Source organism: Amycolatopsis sp. 505, from assembly GCF_031625235.1.
Taxonomy (GTDB): domain Bacteria; phylum Actinomycetota; class Actinomycetes; order Mycobacteriales; family Pseudonocardiaceae; genus Amycolatopsis.
The window spans coordinates 1-24846 of the sequence record NZ_JACKQP010000009.1 but is presented as its reverse complement, the minus strand read 5'-3'; the positions used below and the strand labels follow the sequence as shown (position 1 = coordinate 24846).

Genomic DNA, 24846 nt, shown 5'->3' with positions numbered 1-24846 from the left:
TTGAAGCGAGCCGTAGTCGTCGCGGTGCCCGTGCTGGCCGTGCTCCTGGGGGCCGTGCCGGCGCAGGCGCAGCCGGTCGCCACCGGAGCGCTGTCGTTCAGCGGGGACGAAGGCGACTACATCAGCGGGGGCGGTTCCTACGCCTACTCCACCGAAGCGAAGGACCGGCTCACGGTCAACGCGTCGGAGGACCGCAACCACATCGCGGTGAGCGTCAGCGGCTTCAACAGCGACTGGTGGACGCTCGACCTGGCCGCACCCAGCGGCACGGGCCTGACCGCCGGCACCTACGACGGGGCGACGCGCTACCCGTTCCAGGGTGCCAACGCGCCGGGGCTGGACCTGAGCGGCAACGGCCGGGGCTGCAACACCCTGACCGGGACGTTCACCGTGCAGAACGTCGTCTTCGGGCCGCACGGGTACGTCCAGGCGCTCGACGCCACCTACGAGCAGCACTGCGAAGGGGGCACGGCCGCCCTGCGCGGTGAGGTGCACATCGCGAACCCGCCGGCCCCGGCGGAGCTGGCGATCGGGCTCAAGGTGGCCACCGACGGCACCGCGAGCACGCTCAACGGCAACGCGTACCTGCACGGCACCGTCGAATGCACCGGCCCGGCGAAGGTCACCTTGAGCGGGGCGGCGACGCAGGTCAAGCACAACGTCATCATCCGCGGCACCTACTCGGTGCAGGTCGCCTGCACGCCGGGCACGGCGGCGCCGTGGAAGGCGACCGTGGTCCCGACGGGCACCACGCCGTTCCAGAAGGGCCAGGCCGAGGTCGTCACCCAGGCGACCGCGCTCGACCCGAACTACAACACCAACGTCTCGGTCGACACCACCACGGTCGTCACCCTGGCGAAGGGCTGAGTTCCCGGCCGTGGGGCCGCCTGCTCCGGGCGGCCCCACGGCCTTACGCCGCGTGCCAGGCGTGCTCGGCGAAGACCTCGTCGAGCGGGGCGCGGGTGAGGCGGTTCGCGTACGTCGACAGCGTGTACGTTCCGATGCCCAGCACCACCTCCAAGGCGTTCCGCTCCGTGTAACCGGCGCCGGTGAACGCCTCCAGCGCTTCGGCCGGCGCCTCGCCGCGCGTGTCCATCACCGCGTGGACGAAGACGCGCAGCGCCTCCAGCCGCGGGTCCGGCAGCGAGGCTTCCGCCCGCAGCGCCGCCACGAGTTCCGCCGGCGCGTTGAGGCGGGTCAGCGTGGCCGTGTGCATCGCCACGCAGAGGTGGCACTCGTTGCGCGCCGCCACGGTCATGATCAGCACTTCGCGTTCCAGCGCCGTCAGGGTCGTGGTCTCGAAGATGGCGCTGAGCTTCAGGAATCCGTTGAGCAGTTCCGGTGAGGTCGCCAGCCGGGCGACGGCGGACGGCACGCGGCCGAACTTCTTCGCGGTGGCCGTCATCGCGGGGCGGGCGGCGGGGGGTGCAGACTCCGGGGTGTGATCGGCGAACAAGGCGTCTCCCGAGTTAGGATCGACAACGTGGTTGTCGAAACCGTAAACCAGGTTGTCGAGTTTGGCAAGGTCCGATGACGGACACGCCGGGCTACGAGCTGCCCTTCCTGCTCTTCGGTGGTTTCCGCACGCTCATCGACCGCCTGCACGCCGAGCTCGCCCGCCGCGGCCACCCCGACGTGCGCCCGTCGTACGGCTTCGCGATGCAGGCCATCGGCGTCCAGGGCGCGACGGCATCGGAGATCGGCCGCCGCCTGGGCGTGTCCAAGCAGGCGGCGGGCAAGACGGTGGAACGGCTCGAGACGCTCGGGTACGCCGAGCGCGCCGACGACCCGGCGGATGCCCGCCGCAAGATCGTCCGCCTGACGGCGCACGGCGTCGACGCACTCCGGAAGTCCGCGGAGATCTTCGACGAGCTGCGCGCGGAGTGGGCGCGAGTGGTGGGGGCGGAGCGGATCGCCGCGCTGGAGAACGACTTGCGCGCGGTCGTGGGCCCAGCGGCTTATCGGCTGGACGCCGCCGGATGGCTGGCGGGCTAGAAGCCGCAGCCCGGGTTCGGGGCGTCCTCCGACAGCGGGCTGCCCTTCGGGAGCACGTACAGCACCTCCAGCACCAGCGGCGTCGACCCGAGGTTGCGGCCGATGTGCACCTGGTCCGGCTTCTCGGTGAACGCGCGACCGGTGCCGAAGACGCCGTCGATGCTGCAGTCGGCCAGGTTGTGCGTCAACGTGCCCGCCTTGACGTACGCGTAGAGCGTGCCGTCGTGGAAGTGCCAGCCCGTGTAGCCGCCCGGCTGGATGGTGATCTCCCGCAGCGTGTAATCGGTGTGGCCGATGGTCTTCTGGGCCAGGATCGTGCCGGCGACGCCGCTGCCGGGCGTCGCGGAGGCGGTGGCGGGCAGGACCAGGGCCGCGGCGAGGGCGGCCGTGACTACGGCGATCGGCTTGCGCATCGCCCAAGCTACCGCGTCCGGGTGTGCCCTTGGGGGCAGTGATCCGGGTAGCGTGCCGCGGCATGGACGCGGACGTTTTCGGGCAGGTCCTCGACGCGGTGCGGGACTTCGTGCGCAAGGAGGTCGTGCCGCGCGAGGCGGAGATCGACGAACGGGACGAAATCCCGGCCAGGATCCGGGAGAAGGCCGCCGAGCTCGGCCTGTTCGGGTGGGCGCTGCCGGAGGAGTACGGCGGGCTCGGGCTCGGCATGGCCGAGGACGTCCGGCTGGCGATCGAGCTCGGCTGGACGACGCCGGCCTTCCGGTCGCTGTTCGGCACCAACAACGGCATCGCCGGCCAGGCGATCGTGCACCACGGGACGCCGGACCAGCGCACCCGCTGGCTGCCGCGGCTGGCCGCGGGCGGGGCGATCGCGTCGTTCGCGCTCACCGAAGCCGAGGCGGGCTCGGACCCGGGCGGCCTGACCAGCCGCGCGGTCCGCGACGGCGACCGCTACCGGCTCTCGGGCACCAAGCGGTTCATCACCAACGCGCCGCTCGCCGAAGTGTTCGTCACCTTCGCCCGCACCGATCCGGAAAGCACCGGCCGCCACGGCATTTCCGCGTTCCTCGTGCCCGCGGGCGCGCCCGGCGTCACCGTCGGCCCGCACGACACCAAGATGGGCCAGGCCGGCGCCTGGACGTCGGAGGTGGTCTTCGACGACGTCGAGCTGTCGGCCGACGCGCTGGTCGGCGCGGAGGGCAAGGGGTTCGGCATCGCCATGGCCTCGCTCGCCCGCGGCCGCCTGCACATCGCGGCGCTGTGCGTCGGCCTGGCCGAGCGGGCGCTCGCCGAAGCCGTCGAGTACGCGCGGACGGCACGTCAGGGCGGCCGGGTGATCGGCGAGTACCAGCTGGTGCAGGCGCTGTTGGCGGAGTCCCACGCCGAGCTCGCGGCCGGCCGCGCGATGGTGCACGAGGCCGCGGCGAAGTACGACTCGGGCGAGGACCGCAAGCTCGGGCCGTCGTCGGCGAAGCTGTTCTGCACCGAGATGCTCGGCCGGGTCGCCGACCGCGCGGTGCAGGTCCACGGCGGGACGGGGTACGTCCGCGGCGTGACGGTCGAGCGGATCTACCGCGACGCGCGGCTGTTCCGGATCTACGAAGGGACCAGCGAAATCCAGAAGCTCGTGATCGCGCGGCAGCTGCTCAAGGGCTGAACTTGCGCTGGAGTCCGCTCCAGGTCCTACCGTCGCGGGCATGACCACCGCACAGCACAAGATCGGCTCCGGTTTCGGCGCCACCACCACGGCGGCCGAAGTCCTCGACGGCCTCGACCTGACCGGCAAGCTCGCGATCGTCACCGGCGGCTACTCGGGCATCGGCCTGGAGACCACGCGGGCGTTGACGGGGGCGGGCGCGCACGTCGTCGTCCCGGCCCGGCGGCCCGTCACGGCCGAGAAAGCGTTGCAGGGCTTCGAAAACGTCGAGATCGGCGAGCTCGATCTCGGTGACCTCGAAAGCGTCCGCGCCTTCGCCGAGCGGGTCCTCGCTTCGGGCCGCGGCATCGACGTCCTCATCGGCAGCGCGGGCATCATGGCGCTGCCGGAAACCCGCGTCGGACCGGGCTGGGAGGCGCAGTTCGCCACCAACCACCTCGGGCACTTCGCGCTGGTGAACCGCCTCTGGCCGGCGTTTCGCCCGGGCGCCCGCGTGGTTTCGGTGTCCTCGCGCGGCCACCACTACGGCCCGGTGCGCTTCGACGACCTGGACTTCGAGCGCGGCTACGACAAGTGGCTCGCCTACGGCCAGGCGAAAACGGCGAACATCCTGTTCGCCGTGCACCTCGACCGGCTGGCCCGCGAGCGCGGAATCCGCGCGTTCGCCCTGCACCCCGGGCGGATCCTCACCGAGCTCGTGCGCCACCTGGACCGCCAGGAGCTCGTCGACGCCGGCATGGTCGACGAGTCCGGCCGGGTCACCGGAGGGGCGAAGACGCCGGAGCAGGGCGCCGCCACCCAGGTCTGGGCGGCGACGTCCCCGCAGCTCGACGGCCTCGGCGGCGTGTACCTCGAGGACTGCGAGGTCGCCGAGCCCGCCCCGGCCGACGGCAGCCGCACCGGCGTGAAGGACTACGCGATCGACCCTGCGCTCGCCGAACGGCTCTGGACGGTGTCCGCCGAGCTGACCGGCGTGAACGCCTTCGCCTGAGCCGGACGGCGGAGGGTGGGGCGGACCCCACCACCCGGCGTCGCGTGGCCGCCCCGGCGGATCCGGGGGCGGACCTGGTGGTTCCGGCGGGGACCGACGACGAAGCTGATCTTCACCAGTCCGAAGTCGTCGAACGAAGGAACAGCATGTCGAAAGCGGAATCCGTGCGTCGCACCATGGTCCGGGTGGCGGGGGTCGTCCTGGCCGGAGCCTTCTGCGCGCTGGCGGTGCCCGGCAGTGCCGGCGCCGTGGTCAACGGGGAGGACTCCACCGAACGCTACGGTTTCATGGCCTCGATCCCGGAGGTCGTGCCCGAGCTGGGCAACGCCAAGGGCGTTTGCGGGGCGGTGCTGATCCACCCGCAGTGGGTGGTGACCGCGGCGCACTGCGTCGATCCGGGACGCAACCCGGCCAGGCCGGAGGGAACCGTGCGGATCGGCAGCGAGCGGCGGAGCTCCGGCGGCACGGTGCGCGCGATCGATCGGTGGGTGCGTCACCCGGGTTACCGGCCCGGGGCGCCGAACGAGAACGACATCGCGCTGGTGCGCCTGGACCGGCCGGTGCCGCACCGGCCGATCCGCGTCGCCGAGCGTCCCGGCCGCCCCGGCACGCCGACCCGCCTGCTGGGGTTCGGCACCACCGTCGACACCGCCGACGTCACCGAGGCGGTGTTCCCGGAGCGGCTCCAGCAGCTCGACACCCGTCGCGGCGCGGAATCGGAGTGTTCGCCCGGCTACGCGGATCGAACCCGGCTGTGCACCGTGAGCCGCAAGCCCGGTGCGATGGCGTGCATGGGCGACTCCGGCGGCCCGCAGATCCGGCGCGGGGCAGCCGGCCGGTGGGAGCTGATCGGAGTCACCTCCGGTCCCGGCGACGACGACGTGCCCTGCGCCAACGGACCCGGCCTCTACACCAGCGTGCCCGCCTACGCCGGCTGGATCCAGCGCACCATCCGCGGGCGCGGCTAGAGCTTCTCGACTTCCCGCACGAGCAAGTCGATCTCGTTCTCGGTGTTGTAGTAGTGCACCGACGCCCGCACCATGTCCGGCAGCGCCCGCGCGGTGAAGTCGTACTGCGCCGACGTGCGGGTCGACAGCGACGTGTTGATGTTCGCCTCCGCCAGCCGCGCCTTGATCTCCGTGGCCGGCGTGCCGTCCACGCTGAACGTGACCAGGCCGCACTTCCGCGCCCCGGCGTCGTGGACGCGCGCGCCGGCCTCGGTCAGCCGCTCGCGCAGCAACGCCGCCAGTGAAGCAACGCGCGACTCGATCGCGGGCAATCCCCAGTCGAGGGCGTAGTCGATCGCCGCGCCGAGGCCGCACACCGCGGCGAAGTCGCGTTCCCACACCTCGAAGCGTTTGGCCGTCGGGTCGACGACGTACTCCGTCGGCGACTCCCAGCTCGCCGAGTGCAGGTCGAGCATCGCCGGCTCCAGCCGCTCGCGCAGCCGTGGGTGCACGTACAGGAACCCGGTGCCGCGCGGGCCGCGCAGGTACTTGCGGCCCGTTCCCGACAGCGCGTCGCACTTGAGGCGGGAGACGTCGAGGTCGAGCTGGCCCGCCGACTGGCAGGCGTCCAGCAGGAACGGGATGCCGGCCGCCTCGGCGACCGCGCCGATCTCCTCGGCCGGGTTGACCAGGCCGCCCTGGGTGGGCACGTGGCTGACGGCGATCAGCTTGACGCTGCCGTCGACGCGCCGCCGCAGCTCGTCGACGTCCAGCTGCCCGGATTCGTCGTCGCCGATCACCTCGACGACCGCGCCGGTGCGCCCGGCGACCTGCAGGAACGCGATCGCGTTGCTGGCGTACTCCGCCCGCGAGGTCAGGATCCGGTCCCCGGGGCCGAACGGCAGCGCGTAGAACACCGCCTGCCAGGAGCGGGTCGCGTTGTCGGTGAGCGCGATGTCGTCGTGGCCGGCACCGAGCAGGCGGGCCACCGACGCGTACACCGCGTCCAGGCGTTCCGCGGCCGCGGCGGCCGCTTCGTAGCCGCCGACCAGCGCTTCGTGGCGCAGGTACTCGACGACGGTGTCGGTCACGACGGCCGGGGGCAGCGCCGCGCCCGCGTTGTTGAAGTGGACCACCTCGGCGCAGCCCGGGGTCTCGCGCCGCGCGCGTTCGACGTCGAAGCTCATACGAACTGAATACAGTAGATATCTATTGTATGCAATACTGCCCGGCATGGCCCGCACCCCGTTGCGCAGCGACCTCATCGAGCAGATCACCGCCCGCGTGCTCGACCGGCGGCTCGCGGCCGGCGCCCGCGTCAACGAGGTGCACCTGGCGCGCGAGCTGGGGGTCAGCCGGACGCCGCTGCGGGAGGCGCTGATCGGGCTCGCCGACCGCGGCCTGCTGGTCGCCGCGCCCGGCCGGGGGTTCCTGGTCCCGCCGTTCGACCTCGACGAGGCCCGCCGGCTCTACCCGCTGGTGGCCGAGCTCGAAGCGCTCGCGCTGCGCTGGACGTCGCCGCTGGAGCTGGCCGGGCTGCCGGACGCGCTCGACGCCGTGGCCGGCGAAATGGCCGTCGCCGACGGCGGTGATCTGTCCGCTTTGGACGATCGCTGGCACGCTCTGCTGCTGTCCCGCTGCCCGAACCCGCACCTGCTGCGCCTGATCGAGCAGACGAAGCCGCTGCTCAAGCGCTACGAGTCGGCGTACTTCGCCCGGCACGACCACGCCGGGGAGAGCATCGGCGAGCACCGCCGCATCGCCGCGGCCCTGCGCGACGGCGACCTGGCCGCCGCGTCCTCGGTGCTCGTCGCCAACTGGGTCAAGGCCTTGGCGTACCTGGGGAAGGACGGACCATGATCATCGCGCACCTGAGCGACCTGCACCTCGACGGCGGCTCGCGGGCGGAGGCCCGTGTCGCGGCGGCGATGGCCTACCTCGGGCAGCTGCCGGTCGACGCGGTCGTCGTCACCGGTGACATCGCCGACCACGGCACGGCCGAGGAGTACGCGCGTGCCGCCGAGCTGCTGAAGCACCCGGCACCGGTGCTGCTGTGCCCCGGCAACCACGACGTCCGCGCGGCGTTCCGCACGAGCCTGCTCGACGTGCCCGCGTCCGACGGCCCGATCGACCTCGCGCAGGAGATCGGTGGCGTGCTGTTCGCGCTGTGTGATTCGACGATCCCGGGCCGCGGCGCCGGCTTCCTCGCCGACGAGACGCTGGACTGGCTCGACGGCGTCCTTTCCGGCGGTGACGGCCCGGCGTTCGTCGCCTTCCACCACCCGCCGGTCGAGGTCGGCGTCCCGCTGGTGGACGCGATCCGCCAGGACGGCTCGGAGCGGCTGGCCTCGGTGCTGGAACGCCATCCGCGGGTGGTCGCGCTGCTGGCCGGACACGTGCACACGGGCGCTTCGACGACGTTCGCGGGCGTGCCGCTGCGCATCGCGCCCGGCGTCGTTTCGGGCTCCCTGCTCCCGATCGAGCCGGGCGGCGACAGCGGCTGGACCGACGGCGGCCCGCTGGAGTACGACCGCCCGCCGGCCCTGCTGCTGCACGTCCTCCACGACGACGGCCGGGTGACCAGCCACCACCGCGTGGTCCCGCTCTGAGGTACTCAGCCGGAGATCTTCGCGCTGTAGACCGTCTTCCCGCAGAACGCGCCGCCGTAGCCGGTGACCTCGATGCGGCCGGAAACGCCGCCGCCCGCGGTCACCCGCAGCCGTCCCGACACCGGGAAGAACGGGCACGCCGCGATGCTCGACGACGACGTGAAGACGTTGCCGCCGGTGGCGGCCATGTTCTCGACGGGCTCGACGGTGACCGTGTCCCCGTCCACGTCGACGGTCGCCAGGTCGAGGTGCCCCGCGCCGGCGCCGGGGACGCAGCCGGAGTTCGAGCCGAACCAGATCGCGCCTGGCTGCGGCTGCCCGGCCGGGTTGCCGGAAACCAGGCAGACGTCGACCGGGTTGACGTCGTTCGTGGTGCCGCTCGAGGAGATCGTCTCGACGATGCGGAGGGTGGCGGACCGGCGGAACGAGGTGCCCGAGACCGAGCCGGAAATCGTGACGTCGTAGGAGCCGGACGGCGTCCGTGGCGCTTCTTCTTCGGTCTCCGAGGTGGTCGTTTCTTCTTCGGTGGTCGTGGTTTCCGAGGTGTCCGCCGGGGTCGTCTCGGTCGTGGTCTCCGCCGTGCTGGTCGGAGTCGTCTCGGTGGTCGGCGCCGGCGTTTCGGTCGTCGAGACCGGTGCCGGGCTCGCGACCTGCTCGACGCCGCCGCAGCCGGCGGTGAGCAGCAGCAGCCCGGCGGTCAGCGCGGTGACGATCTTTCGGTTGCTGATCAAGGGAATCCCGATCTGACAGAGGCGGGGCGGTGCTGTCACCGGCGTAGACGCGGGCGGCCGCGGAGACGTTACGGCGGGGTTTGTAACGGCTTGGCCCGCCCGCGCGACTCGTGGACGAACGCCCGGCCGGGCGTTCGTCCACTGTGGAGGGTCGGTGCCGGGCGTTGTCCGTCGCGCGGGAGTGCACGCGCTCGCGGTGGTCGCGGGCTCGCTGCTGCTCGGATTCGTCCTTTTCCTGAGCCGGCCGGCCGCGCCGGTGCCCGAGGTCCCGCCGCCGCCGTCCGCGGTGGACGTCGCGGCGCGGGGGAGCGACCGGCAGTGGGACCTGAGCGGCGCTCGGCTGGGTGACGACGGCACCGGGTTCTTCACCGGCGAGATCACGGTGACGAACCGGGCGGACCGGCCGCGAACGGGATTGTTCCGGCTGACCCTCTTCGTCGGCGGCACGAAGGTGGCGGAGCTGTTCGGCCAGGCACGATCGGCGGTCGGCCCCGGCGCGACGGTGGTGGTCGAGCTGGGGCTCGGCGGGCCGTTCGTGCCCGGCCCGTACGAGGTGGAGTTCCACGAAGCGTTCGCATAGAGGGGCGGGACGGGTGAGCGACGAGGTCATCGGCTGGGCGGTGCGGCTGGCGGCGGAGGTGGCACCGGACGAGGCGGAACTGGTTCCGGCGGTGACGGCGGCGTACCTGGCGGGCGGCGCGGCCCGGCGGGAGCTGTTCGCGCGCACGAACGCGGCACCGGGCGGCTTCGACGTGACCGCGCCGATCGTGCTGTTCCCGCACGTGCTGGCGACGGTGACGCTGGCGGGCCACGCGATCTGGACGGCGCTGGGCGGCAACGCGAGCAGCGTCTCGACGCTGCTGAAGAACCTCGGCGACCTGTGGGACCGCCGCCGCGCGAAGCAGGTCCCGGCCGCGGAACCGCAGGCGCCGGGGCTGCCCGAGCTGAACCACCTGATCGACGCGATCAGCGCCGAGCTGAAGGCGGCGGGGGTGCCGGAGACCGACAGCGAGGTCCTGACGTTCCGCATCGTCCGGGCCCTGATCAAGGACGGCGCGGGCACCCGGGCCTACCTGGCCGCGGCCCCACCGGAGAACCCGAGCCGATGACCGGCGGCGACGCTCGGCAGGGCGTATCCGCACCACTCCGGCAAACCCTCACCCCACCCCGGTCGCCGGCGCCGCCCTGGCTGCTCTTCTGGTTCCTCACCGCCCTGTGCTGGACCGTGCCCCGGCAGCTCCCGACCTGGCGGGACAGCCTGTTCGACCTCCTCGGCGTCACCCCGAACCCCGCCACCACCGTCCCCGGCAGCGACGTCCTGCGCGTGGCCGGGCTGGTCGATCTCATGCCCGCTGTCGTGTTGCTCGCCGCCGTCGTCACCGTGGCGGGTGCCGGGGTGCGCGGGCGGCTCGTCGAGCGCCGGTACGGGCTGAGCGACGACCTCCGCACCCCGAGCCTCGCCGCCATCGCCGGCTACGCGCGGGCCCAGCTGCCCGGTGTCGAAGTCCGGGCCAACCCGCGGCGCACCGACCTGCTCGCCTTCGCCTACCTCCGCCGTCCCCGGCGGCCGCGGCTCGCCGTCTTCGCCCCGCTCGTCGTGCTCTGGCGGCGGGACCGCGCCGCCGCCGAAGCCGTCGTGCGGCACGAACTCGCCCACTGCCGGCATGGCGACACCTACCTCGCCGGCGCCACCAGCCCGCTCGCCTTCCTCGTCCGGCACTGGTTCGCCCTGTTCGCCTGGGCCGCCGTGGTGCCGGTCGGGGCAGTGTGGTTCGCCGACGTCCTCGCTCGCGCCGTGCCCTCCACCGGGCAGCTCTTCACCGGGCTGGGCCTGATGCTGCTCAACGCGCTCGGGCTGCTGCTCGCCGCCATCACGCTGCCCGTCGCCGGTTCGTGGAGCGCCGAGTTCGCCGCCGACCACGTCGCCGCGGCCGGACCGGCAATGCGGCTGGGTGCCACGCACCGCGGCCGCGTGCTTGCCAGGCTCACTCACCCGCCCATGGCCCTGCGCCGCCGGCTGCTGCGCGCGGGCCCGCGCGCCACCGCCTTCGCCGCGATCGCGTGCTACCCGCTGGGCTGGCTGGTCCAGCTGGGCTGGCTGCTGCTCGCCGCGCACGCCGCCTGGCTGCCGATCGGCGAATCCGGCACTCTCCGCGCGATCGGGCTCTGGGCGGCCGCGGGCTGGCCGGTCTGGACGGCCGCCGCGCTCTTCCTCGCCGCCTGGCCGCTGCTGCGCCGGCCGTGGGTGCGCCTCGTCAGCTGCTGAACACCGGCAGCGTGAGCCGGGACGGCCGGGCCGCGTCGTGGAACACCTCGAAGCGGTTCGGCTTCCCCGCCACCGCCGACGTCACCGGCTCGTCCGTCCCGTGGTTGCGCGCGAACCGCGGGAACGCGCCGCCCGCCACCTGGACGCGCAGGCGGTGGCCGCGGCGGAAGCGGTACGCCGTCGGGTCGAGCGTCACCTCCGCCGTCACCACGCCGTCCGCGTCCGCGGCCGGGACGCCTGGGCGCAGGCGCAGGATCCCGTCGGTCACGTTGCGCGAAACCCCGCCGGCGTCGACGTCGCAAAGCCGGACGTAGACGTCGGCGTGGCCGAGCTCGGTGCGGACGTGCACGGTCGCCGACACCTCGCCGATGACGTCGAGGTCCGACGGCAGTGGCTCGCCGGTGAACACCAGGACGTCCGGCCGGGCCTCGACCTGCTGGTTGTCGCGCTGCTTCCACTCGCCCGTCAGCAGCGGGCCGCCGACCGCGGGCGTCGGGTCGGCCGGGTCGTAGGTGAACGCCGTCGGCAACGCCGGCTCGCCGAAGCTCTCGCCGAGGCCGCCGATCGGCCGCAGGTGCGCCTCGGTCGCCTTCGACGGCGGCGGCCACGACTCGAAGTCCAGCCACGTCCCGGCGCCCTGCAGGAACAACCGGACCGGCGAGCGCTGCAGGTACGTCCGGTCGCCGAGCAGGTGCGCGCGCAGGAAGCCGAGCTGGTCCCGCAGCATCGGGCCCATGCTCGCGGGCTCGCCGTGCGCCCACGGCCCGATCGTGATCCGCGGCGCCTTGCCCGCGTCGGCGAGGGTCCGGAAGTCGCGCAGCTGCGAGCCGATGAACAGGTCGTACCAGCCGGTGACCATCGACACCGGGACGTCCAGCTTCGCCACCTCGGCGCTGTGGTCGGACATCGCCCAGTAGCCGTCGTCGGGGACGAAGTGCTCGGTGACGTCCTGGAGGAACTGCACCGGCTTGCCGATCGCGGCGACGTCGGCGCGGCTCAGCGGCAGGAACGACATCGCCTTACGGGTCTTCCGCTTCTGCAGCGGGTTCGGCAGCGCTGCGAAGCGTTCCTCCTGGCGGCCGATCATCGCCGACCAGGAGACCATGTTGTCCGCCGCGAGCACACCGCCCGGGTAGAACGTCGAGACGAACTCCGACGCCGTCACGCCGAGGCACATCGCGGCCAGCGGCGGGTCGAGGTACGGCCCGATCGCCCACTGCGTGTGCCCGAGGTAGCTGGCGCCGGCCATGCCGAGGGTGCCGTCGCACCACGGCTGCGCGCGCAGCCACTCGGCGGTGGCGATACCGTCCTCGCGTTCGAGGTGGAAGGGCCGGAACTCGCCGCCGGAGCCGAACGAGCCGCGGGTGCTCTGGACGACCGTCTGCAGCCCGTGCCGGGCGAACGTCTCGCCGAAGAGCTTCGACGCCAGGCCCTTGCGCCCGTACGGCGTGCGGATCAGCACCACCGGCGCCGACGTCGTCCCGGCCGGGGCGTACCGGTCGGCGAGCAGCGTGACGCCGTCGGGCATCGGCACGGCGAGGTCGCGCGTCACGACCGGCTTCGGTCCTTCGGCGCGGGGGAGCCCGAGCAACTTGTCGACAAGTCGGTCCAGCACGGGTGCCCGCCTTCCGAAGTGGAGTAGATCCTTCCGGATCCGACCGTACCTCAGTTCGCGCGGGCGAGGGTTTCCGGATGCAGCAGTTTCGCCAGCTCCTCGGCCGGGATCAGGCCCTTCTCGACGACGAGCTCGGCGACCCCGCGCCCGGTGGCCAGGGCCTCCTTCGCGATTTCCGTCGCGGCCGCGTAGCCGATGCTCGGGTTGAGCGCCGTCACCAGCCCGATCGAGTTCTCCACGTACGCGCGCAGGACGTCGACGTTCGCCGTGATCCCGGCGACGCACTTCGACGCCAGCGTCCGGCAGGCCGCGCCCAGGTGCGTGATGCTCTCCGAGAGCGAGTGCAGGATGATCGGCTCGAAGGCGTTGAGCTGGAGCTGGCCGGCCTCGGCGGCCATCGTCACGGTGACGTCGTTGCCGATCACCTCGAACGCGACCTGGTTGACCACCTCGGGGATCACCGGGTTGATCTTGCCCGGCATGATCGACGACCCGGCCTGCACCGGCGGCAGGTTGATCTCGTTCAGCCCGGCGCGCGGGCCCGAGGACAGCAGCCGCAGGTCGTTGCAGCTCTTGGACAGCTTGACCGCGATCCGCTTGAGGACACCCGAGAGGTGCACGAACGCGCCGCAGTCCTGGGTCGCCTCGACCAGGTCGACGGCGGTCACGACCGGCAGGCCGGTGATCTCCCGCAGGTGGCGGCACGCGGCTTCGGCGTACCCCGGCGCGGCGTTGAGGCCGGTGCCGATCGCGGTCGCGCCGAGGTTGATCTCGTGCAGCAGGGCGACGGCTTCGTTCAGCCGCTGCCGGTCCTCGCCGAGCATCACCGCGTACGTGCCGAACTCCTGGCCGAGCGTCATCGGCACGGCGTCCTGCAGCTGCGTGCGGCCCATCTTCAGCACGTCGTGGAACTCGACGGCCTTGGCCGCGAACGCCTTCTCCAGCACGACCATCGACTCGGACAGCTCGCGCACGGCGAGGATCGTCGCGACGTTGACCGCGGTCGGGTAGGCGTCGTTCGTCGACTGCGAGAGGTTGACGTGCTCGTTGGGGTGGACGACGTGGTAGTCGCCCTTGGCGTGCCCGAGCAGTTCCAGGGCGCGGTTGGCGATGACCTCGTTGGCGTTCATGTTGGTCGACGTCCCGGCACCGCCCTGGATGACGTCGACGACGAACTCGCCGTGCAGCGCGCCTTCGCGGATTTCCCGGCAGGCCGCGCAGATCGCGTCCGCGATGCCGGGGGCGAGCAGGCCGAGTTCGGCGTTGGCGCGCGCGGCGGCTTCCTTCACCGAGGCCAGCGCCTCGACCAGGTGCGGGTAGGCGGCGAGCGTCGTGCCGGTGATGGGGAAGTTCTCGCGGGCGCGGGCGGTGTGCACGCCCCAGTACGCGTCGGCGGGGACGTCCTTGTCGCCGAGCAGGTCGTGTTCGCGGCGGGTGGTCATACGGTGCTCCCCACAGGAAGATTTCCGGCGAAACGCAGGTTGTCCGGGCCGGGCGGGACGTCGACCCCGCACAGGCCGAGCAGCGCGGCCAGCACGGGGTAGCGCGCCCGGTCGCCGCCGTCGGCGATCTTGACCGCGATCGCCGTGCCGTCCGGCAGCGCGGCGACCTGGACGGCCTCGAACCCGTCCTTCGCGATCAGCCCCGGCACCGCCCGCATGACGGCGGTGACGTCCCGGCGGCTGCCGCCGACCAGCTCCGGGTGCTGCCGGATCCCGGCGGCCACCAGCCCTTCCGGCGTGTCCGGCGCGGCGAGCGCGATCTTCGACACCGCGGTCGCGAGCCCGCGCAACGTCGTCGCGAAGAGCGGCGCGCCGCAGCCGTCGACGGCCACCCGGGCGATGCCCCGGCCGGTCAGGTCCTCGACGGTGGCTGCGATCGCGCGCTGCAGCGGGTGGGCCGGGTCGAGGTAGCCCTCGACCGGCCAGCCGTTCAAAGCGCAGGTCGCGAGCATCGCCGCGTGCTTGCCGGAGCAGTTGTGCCCGAGCCGGCTGGGCGCCCGCCCGGCGGCGAGCCAGCGGTCCCGCTCGACCGGGTCGAACGGGAAGTCCGCGGGGTTCCCGAGCAGGTCGGGGGAGCGCCCGTCGAGGACGTCGAGAGCGGCGTCCAGGTGCATCGCCTCGCCGGAGTGGCTGGCCGCGGCGATCGCGAACCCGGCGGGGGACAGGCGCAGGCCGAGCCGGGCCATCGCGGTGGCCTGCAGCGGCTTCGCCGTCGACCGCGGGTACATCGGGGTGTCGACGTCCCCGGCGGCGAACCGCGCCGAGCCGTCCGGGGCGAGCACCACGGCCGAGCCGTGGTGGACGCCCTCGACCAGGCCGTCGCGGAGCAGCTCGACGAGGGGTTCGTGGCTCACATGCCCTCCTCGTCGAACGCCCGCATGTCGATCCGCTTGCGCACGCCGAACCAGCCTGCGACCAGCGCGACGGCGATGGCGGGCAGCGCGAGCAGGGTGATCCGGCCGGTCTCGTCGAAGCCCATCAGCACCACGACGGCGGCGAGGAACACCAGCGTCGCGATCTCGGTGTACGGCGAGAACGGCAGCCGGAAGGACGGCCGCTCGAGGCCGTCGCGCTTGGCCCGGCGCACGAACAGCAGGTGGCAGAGCACGATGATGGCCCAGGTGGCGAGGATGCCGATCGCGGCGAAGTTCAGCACGATGTCGAAGGCCTCCTTCGGCACCAGGTAGTTCAGCCCGACGCCGAGCACGCAGACGGCCGCGGTGAGCAGGATCCCGCCGTAGGGCACGTGGTTGCGGTTCATCACGCCGGTGAACTTCGGCGCCGAGCCCGCCGTCGCCATCGACCGCAGGATCCGGCCGGTCGAGTACAGGCCGGAGTTCAGGCTGGACAGCGCCGCGGTGAGCACGACCAGGTTCATCACGCTGTCCGCCGCGGGCACGCCCAGGTGCGAGAGCACGGTGACGAACGGGCTCTGGTCCTTCGTGTAGGAGCTCCACGGCAGCAGCATCGCCAGCAACACGACCGAACCGACGTAGAAGACGAGGATGCGCCACATGATGGAGTTGATCGCCTTCGGCATGATCTTCTCCGGGTTCTCGGTCTCGCCCGCGGCGACGCCGACCAGCTCGACCGAGGCGTAGGCGAACACCACGCCCTGCACGATCAGCACCATCGGCAGCAGCCCGGACGGGAAGATCCCGCCGTGGTCGGCGATCAGCTGCGGGCCGCCCGCGACGCCGTCGATCGGCGTCTGCGTCACCAGCAGGAAGATGCCGATCACCATGAACAGCACGAGTGCGGCGACCTTGATGATGGCGAACCAGAACTCCATCTCGCCGAACAGCTTCACCGACACCATGTTGAGCGTCAGGACGACGGCCAGCGCGATCAGCGCGAGCACCCACTGCGGGATCGGCGAGAAGAACGACCAGAAGTGCGCGTAGAGCGCGATCGCCGTGATGTCGGCGATGCCGGTGGTCGACCAGTTGAGGAAGTGCATCCAGCCGGCGACGTACGCGCCCTTCTCGCCCATGAACTCGCGGGCGTAGGAGACGAACGCGCCGCTGGAGGGCCGGTACAGGATCAGCTCGCCGAGCGCGCGGACGACGAAGAAGGCGAAGAGCCCGCAGACGCCGTAGACGATCGCCAGCGCCGGGCCGGCCTGGGCCAGCCGTCCGCCGGCGCCGAGGAACAGGCCGGTGCCGATCGCGCCGCCGATGGCGATCATGTTGACGTGCCGGGACTTCAGGGCCTTGCGGTAGCCGGCGTCGCCCGCGTCCGCGGTGGTGCCGGTCGTGGCCGGGAGGGTCTGTTCGGTCACTGGTCCCCGTTCACGATGCTGTTGAGGGTGGCTTCGACGTGCTCCAGGTGCGCGGACATGGCCGCGACGGCGGCGCTTTCCACGCGGCTCTCGATCGCCTTGACGATCGCCCGGTGCTCGATGTTCGACTGGCGGCGCCGGTCGCCGAGCTGGTTGAGGAAGGCGGACTGGCGGGCGAGCGCGTCCCGGATCTCCTCGATCACCTTCCCGAACACCGGGTTGCCCGAGGCCTGGGCGATGGTGATGTGGAAGAAGGAGTCGAGCGCGACCCAGGCGGTGTTGTCCGTCTCGGCGTCCATCCGGTCGAGCAGGTGGGCGAGCAGGTCGAGGTCGTCCTGGCTGCGCCGCACGGCCGCGTACCCGGCGACCGGGATCTCGACGTGCCGGCGCACCTCGATGAGGTCGCGGGCGGAGTAGGGCCCGAAGGTGGGGTTGTCGGCCGGGCCGGTCGCGGTGACGAAGGTGCCCTTGCCGGTCTTCGACTCGGTCATGCCGAGCGCCTGCAGACCGCGCAACGCCTCCCGGATCACCGAGCGGCTGACCTCGAACTCCCTGCTCAGAGCCGCTTCGGAGGGGAGCTTCTCGCCGACGGCGTGCTCGCCGCGCTCGATCGAGGCGCGCAGGTGGGCCAGCACGGCTTCCATGGCGCTCACCCGGCGAGGACCACCTTGTCCGGCTGTCTGGCTGTCAGACAGGTTCATGGCGGGAATGCTCGATCCCGGTGCCCCCGGTGTCAACGCGAGTGTCGCGGTCTGTGGCCCACCTCACCCACCGCCCCGCCCGGCCCGAGGGGTCGCGAATGACTCATTCGGGACGTGCGAGGTCCCGGATGAGTCATTCGCGGCACGCGGCGGGGTGCCGTCCGCGTGACCGTCCGGGCGCGGCGCGTGTCGTGATCGTTTCCGCCCGAAGGAGCCGCGCGTCGGTGCACTCCCGCGGCCCCGCCGAGGCGCACAATCGAGCCCGGCGAGTGCGGGATAAGGTGGGAGACCCGGGCGCGCCGGTCCGATCCACCTAGGGGAGGTTTTCGCTGGTGTCGAACGATTCCTTCGTCCACCTGCACGTCCACACCGAGTACTCGATGCTCGACGGTGCGGCGAAGATCGCCCCCCTCTTCGCGGAGGCCGCGCGCCTCGGCATGCCCGCGGTCGGCATGACCGACCACGGCAACATGTACGGCGGCGACGAGTTCTACCAGCAGTCCAAGAAGGCCGGGATCAAGCCGATCATCGGCATCGAGGCCTACATCGCGCCGGAGAGCCGGTTCCACAAGAAGCCCGTCTTCTGGGGTCAGGCCAACCAGCGCGGCTCGGACGAGTTCGGTGAGGGCGGCGACGTCTCCGGTGGCGGTGCGTACACGCACATGACCATGCTCGCCTCGAACGCGACCGGGCTGCGGAACCTCTTCAAGCTGTCCTCGCTGGCCAGCATGCAGGGCTACTACCGCAAGCCCCGGATGGACCGCGAGCTGATCTCCGAGAACCACTCGGGGATCATCGCCACCACCGGCTGCCCGTCGGGCGAGGTGCAGACCCGGCTGCGGCTGGGCCAGCGCGAGGAGGCCATCCAGGCCGCGTCCGACTACAAGGACATCTTCGGCGCGGACAACTTCTTTCTCGAGCTGATGGACCACGGCCTGCCGATCGAGCGGTCGGTCCGCGAGGGCCTCCTCGAGATCGGCCGGCTGCTCGACCTCAAGCCGATCGCCACCAACGACTCGCACTACGTCACCAAGGACCAGGCGGACACGCACTCGGCGCTGCTGTGCGTCCAGGCCGGCAAGACCCTCAACGACCCGACCCGGTTCAAGTTCGACGGCGACGGCTACTACCTCAAGTCCGCCGCCGAGATGCGCGAGTACTGGGACAAGGAGGTCCCGGGCGCGGCCGACACGACGCTGATGATCGCCGAGCGCGTCGAGTCCTACGAAGAGGTGTACGCGCACAAGGACCGGCTGCCGTTCTTCGAGGTGCCGGAGGGCTACGACCAGGGCAGCTGGCTGCGCGAAGAGGTCCAGCGCGGCCTCGAGTGGCGCTTCCCGGACGGCGTGCCGGACCCCTACTACAACGAGCGCATCGAGATCGAGCTCGACGTCATCATCGGGAAGGGCTTCCCGGCCTACTTCCTGATCGTCGCCGACCTCATCAGCTACGCCCGCCGCGTCGGCATCCGGGTCGGCCCCGGCCGTGGTTCGGCCGCCGGCTCGCTGGTCGCCTACGTCCTCGGTATCACCAACCTGGACCCGATCCCGCAGAAGCTGCTGTTCGAGCGGTTCCTCAACCCCGAGCGCGTCTCGATGCCCGACATCGACATCGACTTCGACGACCGCCGGCGCGGCGAGATGATCCGGTACGCCACCGAGAAGTACGGCGCGGACAAGGTCGCCCAGGTCATCACCTTCGGCACCATTAAAACCAAAGCGGCGATCAAGGACTCCGCGCGCGTCCACTTCGGCCAGCCCGGGTACGCGATCGCGGACAAGATCTCCAAGGCGCTGCCGCCGCCGATCATGGCGAAGGACATCCCGCTCTCGGGCATCGTCGACTCGAAGCACGAGCGCTACGGCGAGGCCGCCGAGGTCCGCGCGCTGGTCGAGACCGACGAAGAGTGCAAGACGATCTTCGAGACCGCCCGCGGCCTCGAGGGCCTGATCCGCAACGCGGGCGTGCACGCCTGTGCGGTCATCATGTCGTGCGACCCGCTGACCGACGCGATCCCGCTCTGGCAGCGCGACGACGGCTCGATCATCACCGGCTGGGACTACCCGTCGTGCGAGGCCATCGGCCTGCTGAAGATGGACTTCCTGGGCCTGCGGAACCTCACCGTCATCGGTGACGCGATCGACAACATCAAGGCCAACCGCGGGATCGACATCGACCTCGACACCCTCGGCGTCGACGACCCGGAGACGTACAAGCTGCTGGCCCGCGGCGACACGCTCGGCGTGTTCCAGCTGGACGGCGGCCCCATGCGCGACCTGCTCCGCCGCATGGAGCCCACGGTGTTCGACGACATCGTCGCGGTCGGCGCGCTCTACCGCCCCGGCCCGATGGGCATGAACGCGCACAACGACTACGCCGACCGGAAGAACAACCGGCAGAAGGTCAAGCCGATCCACCCGGAGCTCGACGAGCCGCTGCGGGAGATCCTGGCCGACACCTACGGCCTGATCGTGTACCAAGAGCAGATCATGCACATCGGCCAGAAGGTGGCCGGGTACACGATGGGGCGGGCAGATGTTCTGCGCCGCGCGATGGGCAAGAAGAAGAAGGAAGTCCTCGACCTCGAGTACGAGGGCTTCGAAGCCGGGATGAAGGCCAGCGACCTGGTCCCGGGCGGGTTCTCCGCCGAGGCCGTCAAGGCGCTCTGGGACACGATCCTCCCGTTCGCCGGCTACGCGTTCAACAAGAGCCACGCGGCCGCGTACGGCCTGGTCTCCTATTGGACCGCGTACCTCAAGGCGAACTTCACGCCCGAGTACATGGCCGCGCTGCTCACCTCGGTGGGTGACAACAAGGACAAGTCGGCCGTCTACCTGTCCGAGTGCCGCCGGCTCGGCATCAAGGTGCTGCCGCCGGACGTCAACGAATCGGCCCTGCGCTTCGCGGCCGTCGGGGACGACATCCGCTTCGGGCTGGGTGCCGTCCGCAACGTCGGCGCGAACGTCGTCGAGTCGATCATCAAGACCCGCGAGGAGAAGGGCAAGTACGCGTCCTTCACCGACTTCCTCGACAAGTCCGAGCTCGTGGCCTGCAACAAGCGGGTGATCGAGTCGCTGATCAAGGCGGGCGGGTTCGACTCGCTCGGCCACACGCGGCTGTCGATGATCCAGGTCCACGAAGACGCGGTCGAAGCCGTCGTCCCGCTCAAGCGCCAGGAGGCGATGGGCCAGTTCGACCTGTTCGGCTTCGGCGGCGACGAGGGGGAGGCGGCGCCGTCGTCGTCCCCGCTCGCGCACCTGAAGTTCGGCGAGGAGGAGTACCCGCGCAAGCAGCTGCTCGCCTACGAGCGCGAGATGCTCGGCCTGTACGTCTCGGCGCACCCGCTGGACGGCGCCGAGCGGATCCTGCGCAAGCACGCGCCCAAGCCGATCGCGAGCATCCTCAACGACCCGCCGAAGGAAGGTGAGCTCGTGATCTCCGGGCTGATCACCTCCCTCGAGCGGCGGGTCAACAAGAAGGGCGAGCCCTGGGCGATCTGCACGGTGGAGGACATGGACGCCTCCCTCGAGGTGCTGTTCTTCCCGAAGTCGTACGCGCTCTTCGCGAGTGAGCTGATCGAGGACAACGCGGTGCTGGTCAAGGGCCGGGTGAACTGGCGCGAGGACAAGATGTCGGTCTTCGGCGGCGGCCTGGCCACGCTGGACCTGTCCGAGGTCGGCACCGGCAACGGCGACGACGAGCCGCCGCTGGTCCTGCTGGCCGCGGCCGAGAAGATCGACCAGTCGGTGGTGAGCGAGCTGCGGTCGACGCTGCTCGCCCACAAGGGGGAGACCCCGGTGCACCTCAAGCTGGTGGGCAAGAACCAGACGGTCTTCGCGCTGTACGACTACCCGGTCAAGGTCAGCTCGATGCTGATCGGCGAGCTGAAGGGCATCCGCGGGATCACCGCGTCGACGTGACGTTCCGCGAGGCGGGATCCGGGCGCACAGCGCGCGCGGATCCCGCCTTTCGTGTTTGCTGGACAGGATGACGTACGAACCCGACCCCCGCCGCTGGAAAGCGCTTGCCGTCTCGCTGACGGCCGGGTTCATGGGCTTGCTCGACGTCAGCATCGTCAACGTCGCCCTGCCCTCGATGCAGGCCGGCCTGCACGCGAGCAGCGGCGGGATCCGCTGGGTCGTCTCCGGCTACGCGCTGGCGTTCGGCCTGGTCCTGGTCACCGGCGGCCGCCTCGGGGACGCGTTCGGCCGGCGGAACATGTTCCTCGGCGCCCTCGCCGCGTTCGTCCTCACCAGCGCGCTGGCCGGCGCGGCCCCGAACGAGCTCACGCTGGTCATCGCGCGGCTCGCCCAGGGGGTCGCGGCGGGCATGCTGACCCCGCAGAACACCGGCCTGATCCAGGACCTCTTCCGCGGAGCCGAGCGCGGCCGCGCGTTCGGGATGTTCGGCGCGGTCGTCGGGATCTCCACGGCGGTCGGCCCGATCCTCGGGGGCGCCATCATCGCGCTCTTCGGCGCGGAGGACGGCTGGCGCTGGGTGTTCTACGTCAACGTCCCGATCGGCGTGCTGGCGTTCGCCCTGGCCCTGCGGCTGCTGCCACGGAGTGAGAAGAAGCAGCTCCGGATCCGGTCGGAGATCGACTTCGTCGGCATCGGGCTGCTGGCCGTGGCCGTCCTCGGCGTGCTGCTCCCGGTCGTCGAGTCCGACCAGGGCGGTCTGGCCCGGCTGTGGTGGCTGTTCCCCGTCGCGCTCGTCTTCGGGGTCGTGTTCGTGCGCTGGGAGCACTCGGTGGTCCGGCGCGGGCGGTCGCCGCTGCTGGACACCCGCCTGTTCACCGGCACCCCCGGCTACGCGGCCGGCGCGGCGGTCGGTGCGCTCTACTTCTGCGGCTTCGCCGGGATCTGGCTGGTCTTCGCGATGTACTTCCAGCAGGGCCTCGGCTATTCGCCGCTGCAGTCGGGCCTGTCGGTGACGCCGTTCGCGCTCGGGTCGGCGGTGTCGGCCGCGGTCGCCGGGCGGCTCGTGCCCCGCTACGGCCGCCGCCTCACCGTGACCGGGCTGGCCATGGTCGCCGCCGGGCTGCTGGGGGTCGCGCTGCTCGCCGAGCTGGTCCCGCCGTCGGCGTCCGGGTGGGCGTTCGCGCTGCCGCTGCTGTTCGCGGGCGTGGGCGGCGGGATGGTGATCTCGCCGAACACGACGTTGACGCTGGAGTGCGTGCCGGTCCGGATGGCCGGGGTCGCCGGCGGCGCGCTGCAGACCGGGCAGCGGATCGGCACGGCGATCGGCACCGCCGTGCTCGCGTCGGTCTTCGGCCTGGTCCTCGGCCGCGGCTATCCCGTGGCGCTCACCGTCGCGCTCGGCTGTGCGGCCGTCCTGACGTGCGGCGCGCTCGCCCTCGCGGTCGCCGAGCTCCGGGCGCGGCGGCACCGGGCGTCCGAGCAGGAGCGGGAAGCCCGGAAGGCCGAGACGTCTGCCGCGGACGTCCACCGGGGTTAGGACACTACTTTCCGCAGATTCGCGATGCTCCATCCGAGTGACGAGCGGGGAAAGACACTGGTGCTACGGAGAGCGACCGGGTAGATCTTATGGAGCCTTCACTGCGCGGCTTCGGCTACCGACAGTGGCAATCAGTCGGCCACCCGGGGATGGGGTGACCGGCTTGAGCGATCGAGGCGTCCGGAGTTCGAGGGAATGGACACACTCGGTCACCTTCCGTCCAGTGGGTGTCGGCGTCCGCGGGGGACCGTCCGGCACTCGCGGAAGGGCTGCCCATCGGTGCCCGCCGGCGCGTGACGGCGGCGGGCGGGCCCGGGTGAGGGGGAACCGGGCCCGTCCGTCTTCTTCACCCGTGTCGTGCTCGCCGCTCCCGCGCTGCTCGTGCTGGGATGATCGCGTCCGTCCGAGGCCGACGCGGGGGAGTCCCGATGACCGAACAGCCGTCCGGGACCCGGGTCTGGTACCGGCCGATGCGCTCCCGCGATCGCGGTGAGCACCACCGCGTCGCGACTCCGCTGGAACTGCTCTTCGACCTGTGTTTCGTGGTCGCCGTCGGCCAGGCCGCGGCGGCGTTGCACCACGCGCTCGCGGAGGGGCACGCCGCGCACGGCGTGACGTCGTTCGCGATGGTGTTCTTCGCGATCTGGTGGGGCTGGCTCAACTTCAGCTGGTTCGCCTCGGCGTTCGACACCGACGACGTCCCGTACCGGCTGGCCACGCTCCTGCAGATCGCCGGCGGGCTGACCATCGCGGCCGGGGTGTCCACCGCGTTCGAGGGCGACTTCCGGGTGATCGTCGCCGGGTACGTCCTGATGCGCCTGGCGATGGTGGTCCAGTGGCTGCGCGCGGCGCGGTCGGAGCCGGAGTGCCGTCCGGCCGCGCTGCGCTACGCCGCCGGGATCGCGGTGGTCCAGGTGCTGTGGATCGCGCGGCTGTGGGTGCCGGGGACGGCGGGCGCCGTCGCGTTCGTCGTGCTGGTGGTGGCGGAGCTCGCCGTGCCGGTGTGGGCCGAGAGCCGCGGCGGGACGACGTGGCACCCGCACCACATCGCCGAGCGGTACGGCCTGTTCACGCTGATCGTGCTCGGCGAGACGATCCTGAGCGCGACCAACGCGATCAAGGAGGGCACGGCCGAGCCCGGGCACATCGGAGCGCTGGTGTCACTGGCCGCGGCCGGCCTGGTGCTCGTGTTCTCGATGTGGTGGCTGTACTTCGACCGGCCGGGACACGCCCGGCTGGTCCGCCGCCCGGGCATGTTCACCTCGATGAGCTGGGGCTACGGCCACTACTTCATCTTCGCCTCCGCGGCGGCGGTCGGGGCGGGCCTCGAGGTGGCGGTGGCGTACGACACGGGTGCGCTGCACCTCGCCGGGGTGGCGGCGGCCTTGCCGACCACGGTGCCGGTCGCGGTGTTCCTGCTGAGCGTGTGGTTGCTGCACATAGGGCCGACGAACGAGTGCCGCCCGATCGCCATCGGCTTCCCGGCAACGGCGGCGCTGGTATTGGCGGCATCGTTCACGCCGGCGCCGATCCACGTGGCGGCCGTGCTGACGGCTGCGCTGGTGGTGCTGACGGTCGTCGCGACTCATGGATCTCAGCGGCCGGCTTGAGGGGAGCACCGGTCTCCGCGAGCTGCGCACCGGTCTCCCCGGCCTGACGGGCGGTCTCCGGCCGTGGGGGCGTATCGGTGCAGGTCAGAGGCCTGGCGTGAAAAAAGGTACCCCCCTGTGCAAGGGGGTTTCGGGGGCATGTAAAGTTCTCCAAGTCGCCAGGGAAACCGAGCGGCCGCCGGGAACACGAACCAAGCTCCCACGATCGTGGTAGAGTGGGTGGTCCCGAACCAGGGTGGTATCCCTGGAACAAAGCTTGAAACAAAAGCCGAAGACCAAGGCGCCTTCGCGGCGCGGCGGTCCGAAGTGTGTTGCTTGAGAACTCAACAGTGTGCTAGTGAACTAAGCCAGTAGAGCTTATATTTGAAACCCCCTCGTCGGGGTTTCCTTTGAGAGCATTATATTGCCTCGATTAAACTATTCATTGTTGGAGAGTTTGATCCTGGCTCAGGACGAACGCTGGCGGCGTGCTTAACACATGCAAGTCGAACGCTGAAGCACCTTCGGGTGTGGATGAGTGGCGAACGGG

22 protein-coding genes and 1 rRNA gene are annotated in these 24846 nt (G+C 71.4%); 14 read left to right on the top strand and 9 right to left on the bottom strand.

Going from position 1 to position 24846, the window contains the following annotated elements; genetic code table 11:
* Nucleotides 1-867 carry a hypothetical protein gene (locus tag H5965_RS30905; RefSeq protein ID WP_310974253.1) on the top strand — a complete coding sequence of 289 codons (867 nt, stop codon included), beginning with the start codon at nucleotides 1-3 and terminating at the stop codon, nucleotides 865-867.
* A gap of 43 nt (nucleotides 868-910) precedes the next feature.
* Here H5965_RS30905 and H5965_RS30900 read toward each other — a convergent pair whose 3' ends face one another.
* Nucleotides 911-1405 carry a carboxymuconolactone decarboxylase family protein gene (locus H5965_RS30900; RefSeq protein WP_310974252.1) on the bottom strand — a complete coding sequence of 165 codons (495 nt, stop codon included), beginning with the start codon at nucleotides 1403-1405 and terminating at the stop codon, nucleotides 911-913.
* A 125-nt stretch (nucleotides 1406-1530) separates the two neighbouring features.
* On the opposite strand from H5965_RS30900, the gene H5965_RS30895 reads away from it, so the two are divergent.
* Nucleotides 1531-1995, top strand: coding sequence for a MarR family winged helix-turn-helix transcriptional regulator (locus tag H5965_RS30895; RefSeq protein WP_310974251.1), 465 nt, complete (start codon nucleotides 1531-1533; stop codon nucleotides 1993-1995).
* On the opposite strand, the gene H5965_RS30890 is transcribed toward H5965_RS30895, so the two are convergent.
* On the bottom strand, nucleotides 1992-2408 hold the full coding sequence (locus H5965_RS30890) for a cupin domain-containing protein (protein WP_310974249.1): 417 nt from the start codon (nucleotides 2406-2408) through the stop codon (nucleotides 1992-1994). The genes H5965_RS30895 and H5965_RS30890 overlap by 4 nt on opposite strands.
* A gap of 62 nt (nucleotides 2409-2470) precedes the next feature.
* On the opposite strand from H5965_RS30890, the gene H5965_RS30885 reads away from it, so the two are divergent.
* The 3 genes from H5965_RS30885 (at nucleotide 2471) to H5965_RS30875 (ending at nucleotide 5566) form a co-directional block, all read left to right on the top strand.
* Nucleotides 2471-3607 (top strand): acyl-CoA dehydrogenase family protein, encoded by a 1137-nt coding sequence (locus H5965_RS30885; protein ID WP_310974247.1) that lies wholly within the window; start codon nucleotides 2471-2473, stop codon nucleotides 3605-3607.
* A 40-nt stretch (nucleotides 3608-3647) separates the two neighbouring features.
* Nucleotides 3648-4598, top strand: coding sequence for an SDR family NAD(P)-dependent oxidoreductase (locus tag H5965_RS30880; RefSeq protein ID WP_310974245.1), 951 nt, complete (start codon nucleotides 3648-3650; stop codon nucleotides 4596-4598).
* Nucleotides 4599-4744: 146 nt separating this feature from the next.
* A complete protein-coding gene (locus H5965_RS30875; protein ID WP_310974241.1) occupies nucleotides 4745-5566 on the top strand; it encodes a serine protease in 822 nt (273 codons plus the stop codon).
* On the opposite strand, the gene H5965_RS30870 is transcribed toward H5965_RS30875, so the two are convergent.
* Nucleotides 5563-6732 (bottom strand): aminotransferase class V-fold PLP-dependent enzyme, encoded by a 1170-nt coding sequence (locus H5965_RS30870; RefSeq protein ID WP_310974239.1) that lies wholly within the window; start codon nucleotides 6730-6732, stop codon nucleotides 5563-5565. The genes H5965_RS30875 and H5965_RS30870 overlap by 4 nt on opposite strands.
* A 46-nt stretch (nucleotides 6733-6778) precedes the next feature.
* Between H5965_RS30870 and H5965_RS30865 the strand changes: the two genes are divergently transcribed.
* Nucleotides 6779-7405 (top strand): GntR family transcriptional regulator, encoded by a 627-nt coding sequence (locus tag H5965_RS30865; RefSeq protein ID WP_310974237.1) that lies wholly within the window; start codon nucleotides 6779-6781, stop codon nucleotides 7403-7405.
* Nucleotides 7402-8154: a metallophosphoesterase gene (locus H5965_RS30860; RefSeq protein ID WP_310974236.1), complete on the top strand. Its 753-nt coding sequence runs from the start codon at nucleotides 7402-7404 to the stop codon at nucleotides 8152-8154. Before H5965_RS30865 ends, H5965_RS30860 begins: the two co-directional genes overlap by 4 nt.
* A 5-nt stretch (nucleotides 8155-8159) precedes the next feature.
* Here H5965_RS30860 and H5965_RS30855 read toward each other — a convergent pair whose 3' ends face one another.
* On the bottom strand, nucleotides 8160-8885 hold the full coding sequence (locus H5965_RS30855; protein WP_310974234.1) for a hypothetical protein: 726 nt from the start codon (nucleotides 8883-8885) through the stop codon (nucleotides 8160-8162).
* A 154-nt stretch (nucleotides 8886-9039) separates the two neighbouring features.
* Here H5965_RS30855 and H5965_RS30850 point away from each other — a divergent pair, with 154 nt between their 5' ends.
* From H5965_RS30850 to H5965_RS30840, 3 genes are read left to right on the top strand one after another with little or no spacing between them, the layout of a single operon-like run.
* Nucleotides 9040-9465 carry a hypothetical protein gene (locus H5965_RS30850; protein WP_310974232.1) on the top strand — a complete coding sequence of 142 codons (426 nt, stop codon included), beginning with the start codon at nucleotides 9040-9042 and terminating at the stop codon, nucleotides 9463-9465.
* 13 nt (nucleotides 9466-9478) lie between these two features.
* Complete coding sequence (locus tag H5965_RS30845; RefSeq protein ID WP_310974230.1) at nucleotides 9479-9994, top strand: hypothetical protein; 516 nt, start codon at nucleotides 9479-9481, stop codon at nucleotides 9992-9994.
* Nucleotides 9991-11151 (top strand): M48 family metalloprotease, encoded by a 1161-nt coding sequence (locus H5965_RS30840; RefSeq protein ID WP_310974229.1) that lies wholly within the window; start codon nucleotides 9991-9993, stop codon nucleotides 11149-11151. Before H5965_RS30845 ends, H5965_RS30840 begins: the two co-directional genes overlap by 4 nt.
* Here H5965_RS30840 and H5965_RS30835 read toward each other — a convergent pair.
* Genes H5965_RS30835 through H5965_RS30815 form a run of 5 tightly spaced genes read right to left on the bottom strand, consistent with a single transcriptional unit; the run spans nucleotide 11141 to nucleotide 17193 of the window.
* Nucleotides 11141-12766, bottom strand: a complete 1626-nt coding sequence (locus H5965_RS30835; RefSeq protein ID WP_310974227.1) for a CocE/NonD family hydrolase — start codon at nucleotides 12764-12766, stop codon at nucleotides 11141-11143. The genes H5965_RS30840 and H5965_RS30835 overlap by 11 nt on opposite strands.
* 50 nt (nucleotides 12767-12816) lie before the next feature.
* On the bottom strand, nucleotides 12817-14208 hold the full coding sequence (aspA, locus tag H5965_RS30830) for an aspartate ammonia-lyase (protein ID WP_310974226.1): 1392 nt from the start codon (nucleotides 14206-14208) through the stop codon (nucleotides 12817-12819).
* Nucleotides 14205-15122, bottom strand: coding sequence for an asparaginase (locus H5965_RS30825; protein WP_310974224.1), 918 nt, complete (start codon nucleotides 15120-15122; stop codon nucleotides 14205-14207). The genes aspA and H5965_RS30825 overlap by 4 nt, the downstream gene beginning before the upstream one ends.
* On the bottom strand, nucleotides 15119-16549 hold the full coding sequence (locus H5965_RS30820) for an amino acid permease (RefSeq protein WP_310974222.1): 1431 nt from the start codon (nucleotides 16547-16549) through the stop codon (nucleotides 15119-15121). The genes H5965_RS30825 and H5965_RS30820 overlap by 4 nt, the downstream gene beginning before the upstream one ends.
* Nucleotides 16546-17193, bottom strand: a complete 648-nt coding sequence (locus H5965_RS30815) for a FadR/GntR family transcriptional regulator (protein WP_310974751.1) — start codon at nucleotides 17191-17193, stop codon at nucleotides 16546-16548. Before H5965_RS30815 ends, H5965_RS30820 begins: the two co-directional genes overlap by 4 nt.
* A 389-nt stretch (nucleotides 17194-17582) precedes the next feature.
* Here H5965_RS30815 and dnaE point away from each other — a divergent pair, with 389 nt between their 5' ends.
* The 4 genes from dnaE to H5965_RS30795 form a co-directional block, all read left to right on the top strand.
* Nucleotides 17583-21170, top strand: coding sequence for a DNA polymerase III subunit alpha (gene dnaE / locus H5965_RS30810; RefSeq protein WP_310974220.1), 3588 nt, complete (start codon nucleotides 17583-17585; stop codon nucleotides 21168-21170).
* 67 nt (nucleotides 21171-21237) lie between these two features.
* Entirely contained in the window at nucleotides 21238-22707 is a 1470-nt protein-coding gene (locus tag H5965_RS30805; protein ID WP_310974218.1) for an MFS transporter, read from the top strand.
* 428 nt (nucleotides 22708-23135) lie between these two features.
* A complete protein-coding gene (locus H5965_RS30800) occupies nucleotides 23136-24317 on the top strand; it encodes a low temperature requirement protein A (protein WP_310974216.1) in 1182 nt (393 codons plus the stop codon).
* 424 nt (nucleotides 24318-24741) lie between these two features.
* Nucleotides 24742-24846 (top strand): 16S ribosomal RNA (locus H5965_RS30795); the annotation flags it as partial.

Coding starts and splice junctions, on each gene's coding strand:
- H5965_RS30900 (WP_310974252.1), bottom strand. CDS start 1,405: ATGACGGCCACCGCGAAGAAGTTCGGCCGCGTGCCGTCCGCCGTCGCC.
- H5965_RS30895 (WP_310974251.1), top strand. CDS start 1,531: ATGACGGACACGCCGGGCTACGAGCTGCCCTTCCTGCTCTTCGGTGGT.
- H5965_RS30890 (WP_310974249.1), bottom strand. CDS start 2,408: ATGCGCAAGCCGATCGCCGTAGTCACGGCCGCCCTCGCCGCGGCCCTG.
- H5965_RS30885 (WP_310974247.1), top strand. CDS start 2,471: ATGGACGCGGACGTTTTCGGGCAGGTCCTCGACGCGGTGCGGGACTTC.
- H5965_RS30880 (WP_310974245.1), top strand. CDS start 3,648: ATGACCACCGCACAGCACAAGATCGGCTCCGGTTTCGGCGCCACCACC.
- H5965_RS30875 (WP_310974241.1), top strand. CDS start 4,745: ATGTCGAAAGCGGAATCCGTGCGTCGCACCATGGTCCGGGTGGCGGGG.
- H5965_RS30870 (WP_310974239.1), bottom strand. CDS start 6,732: ATGAGCTTCGACGTCGAACGCGCGCGGCGCGAGACCCCGGGCTGCGCC.
- H5965_RS30865 (WP_310974237.1), top strand. CDS start 6,779: ATGGCCCGCACCCCGTTGCGCAGCGACCTCATCGAGCAGATCACCGCC.
- H5965_RS30860 (WP_310974236.1), top strand. CDS start 7,402: ATGATCATCGCGCACCTGAGCGACCTGCACCTCGACGGCGGCTCGCGG.
- H5965_RS30840 (WP_310974229.1), top strand. CDS start 9,991: ATGACCGGCGGCGACGCTCGGCAGGGCGTATCCGCACCACTCCGGCAA.
- aspA (WP_310974226.1), bottom strand. CDS start 14,208: ATGACCACCCGCCGCGAACACGACCTGCTCGGCGACAAGGACGTCCCC.
- H5965_RS30815 (WP_310974751.1), bottom strand. CDS start 17,193: ATGGAAGCCGTGCTGGCCCACCTGCGCGCCTCGATCGAGCGCGGCGAG.
- H5965_RS30805 (WP_310974218.1), top strand. CDS start 21,238: ATGACGTACGAACCCGACCCCCGCCGCTGGAAAGCGCTTGCCGTCTCG.
- H5965_RS30800 (WP_310974216.1), top strand. CDS start 23,136: ATGACCGAACAGCCGTCCGGGACCCGGGTCTGGTACCGGCCGATGCGC.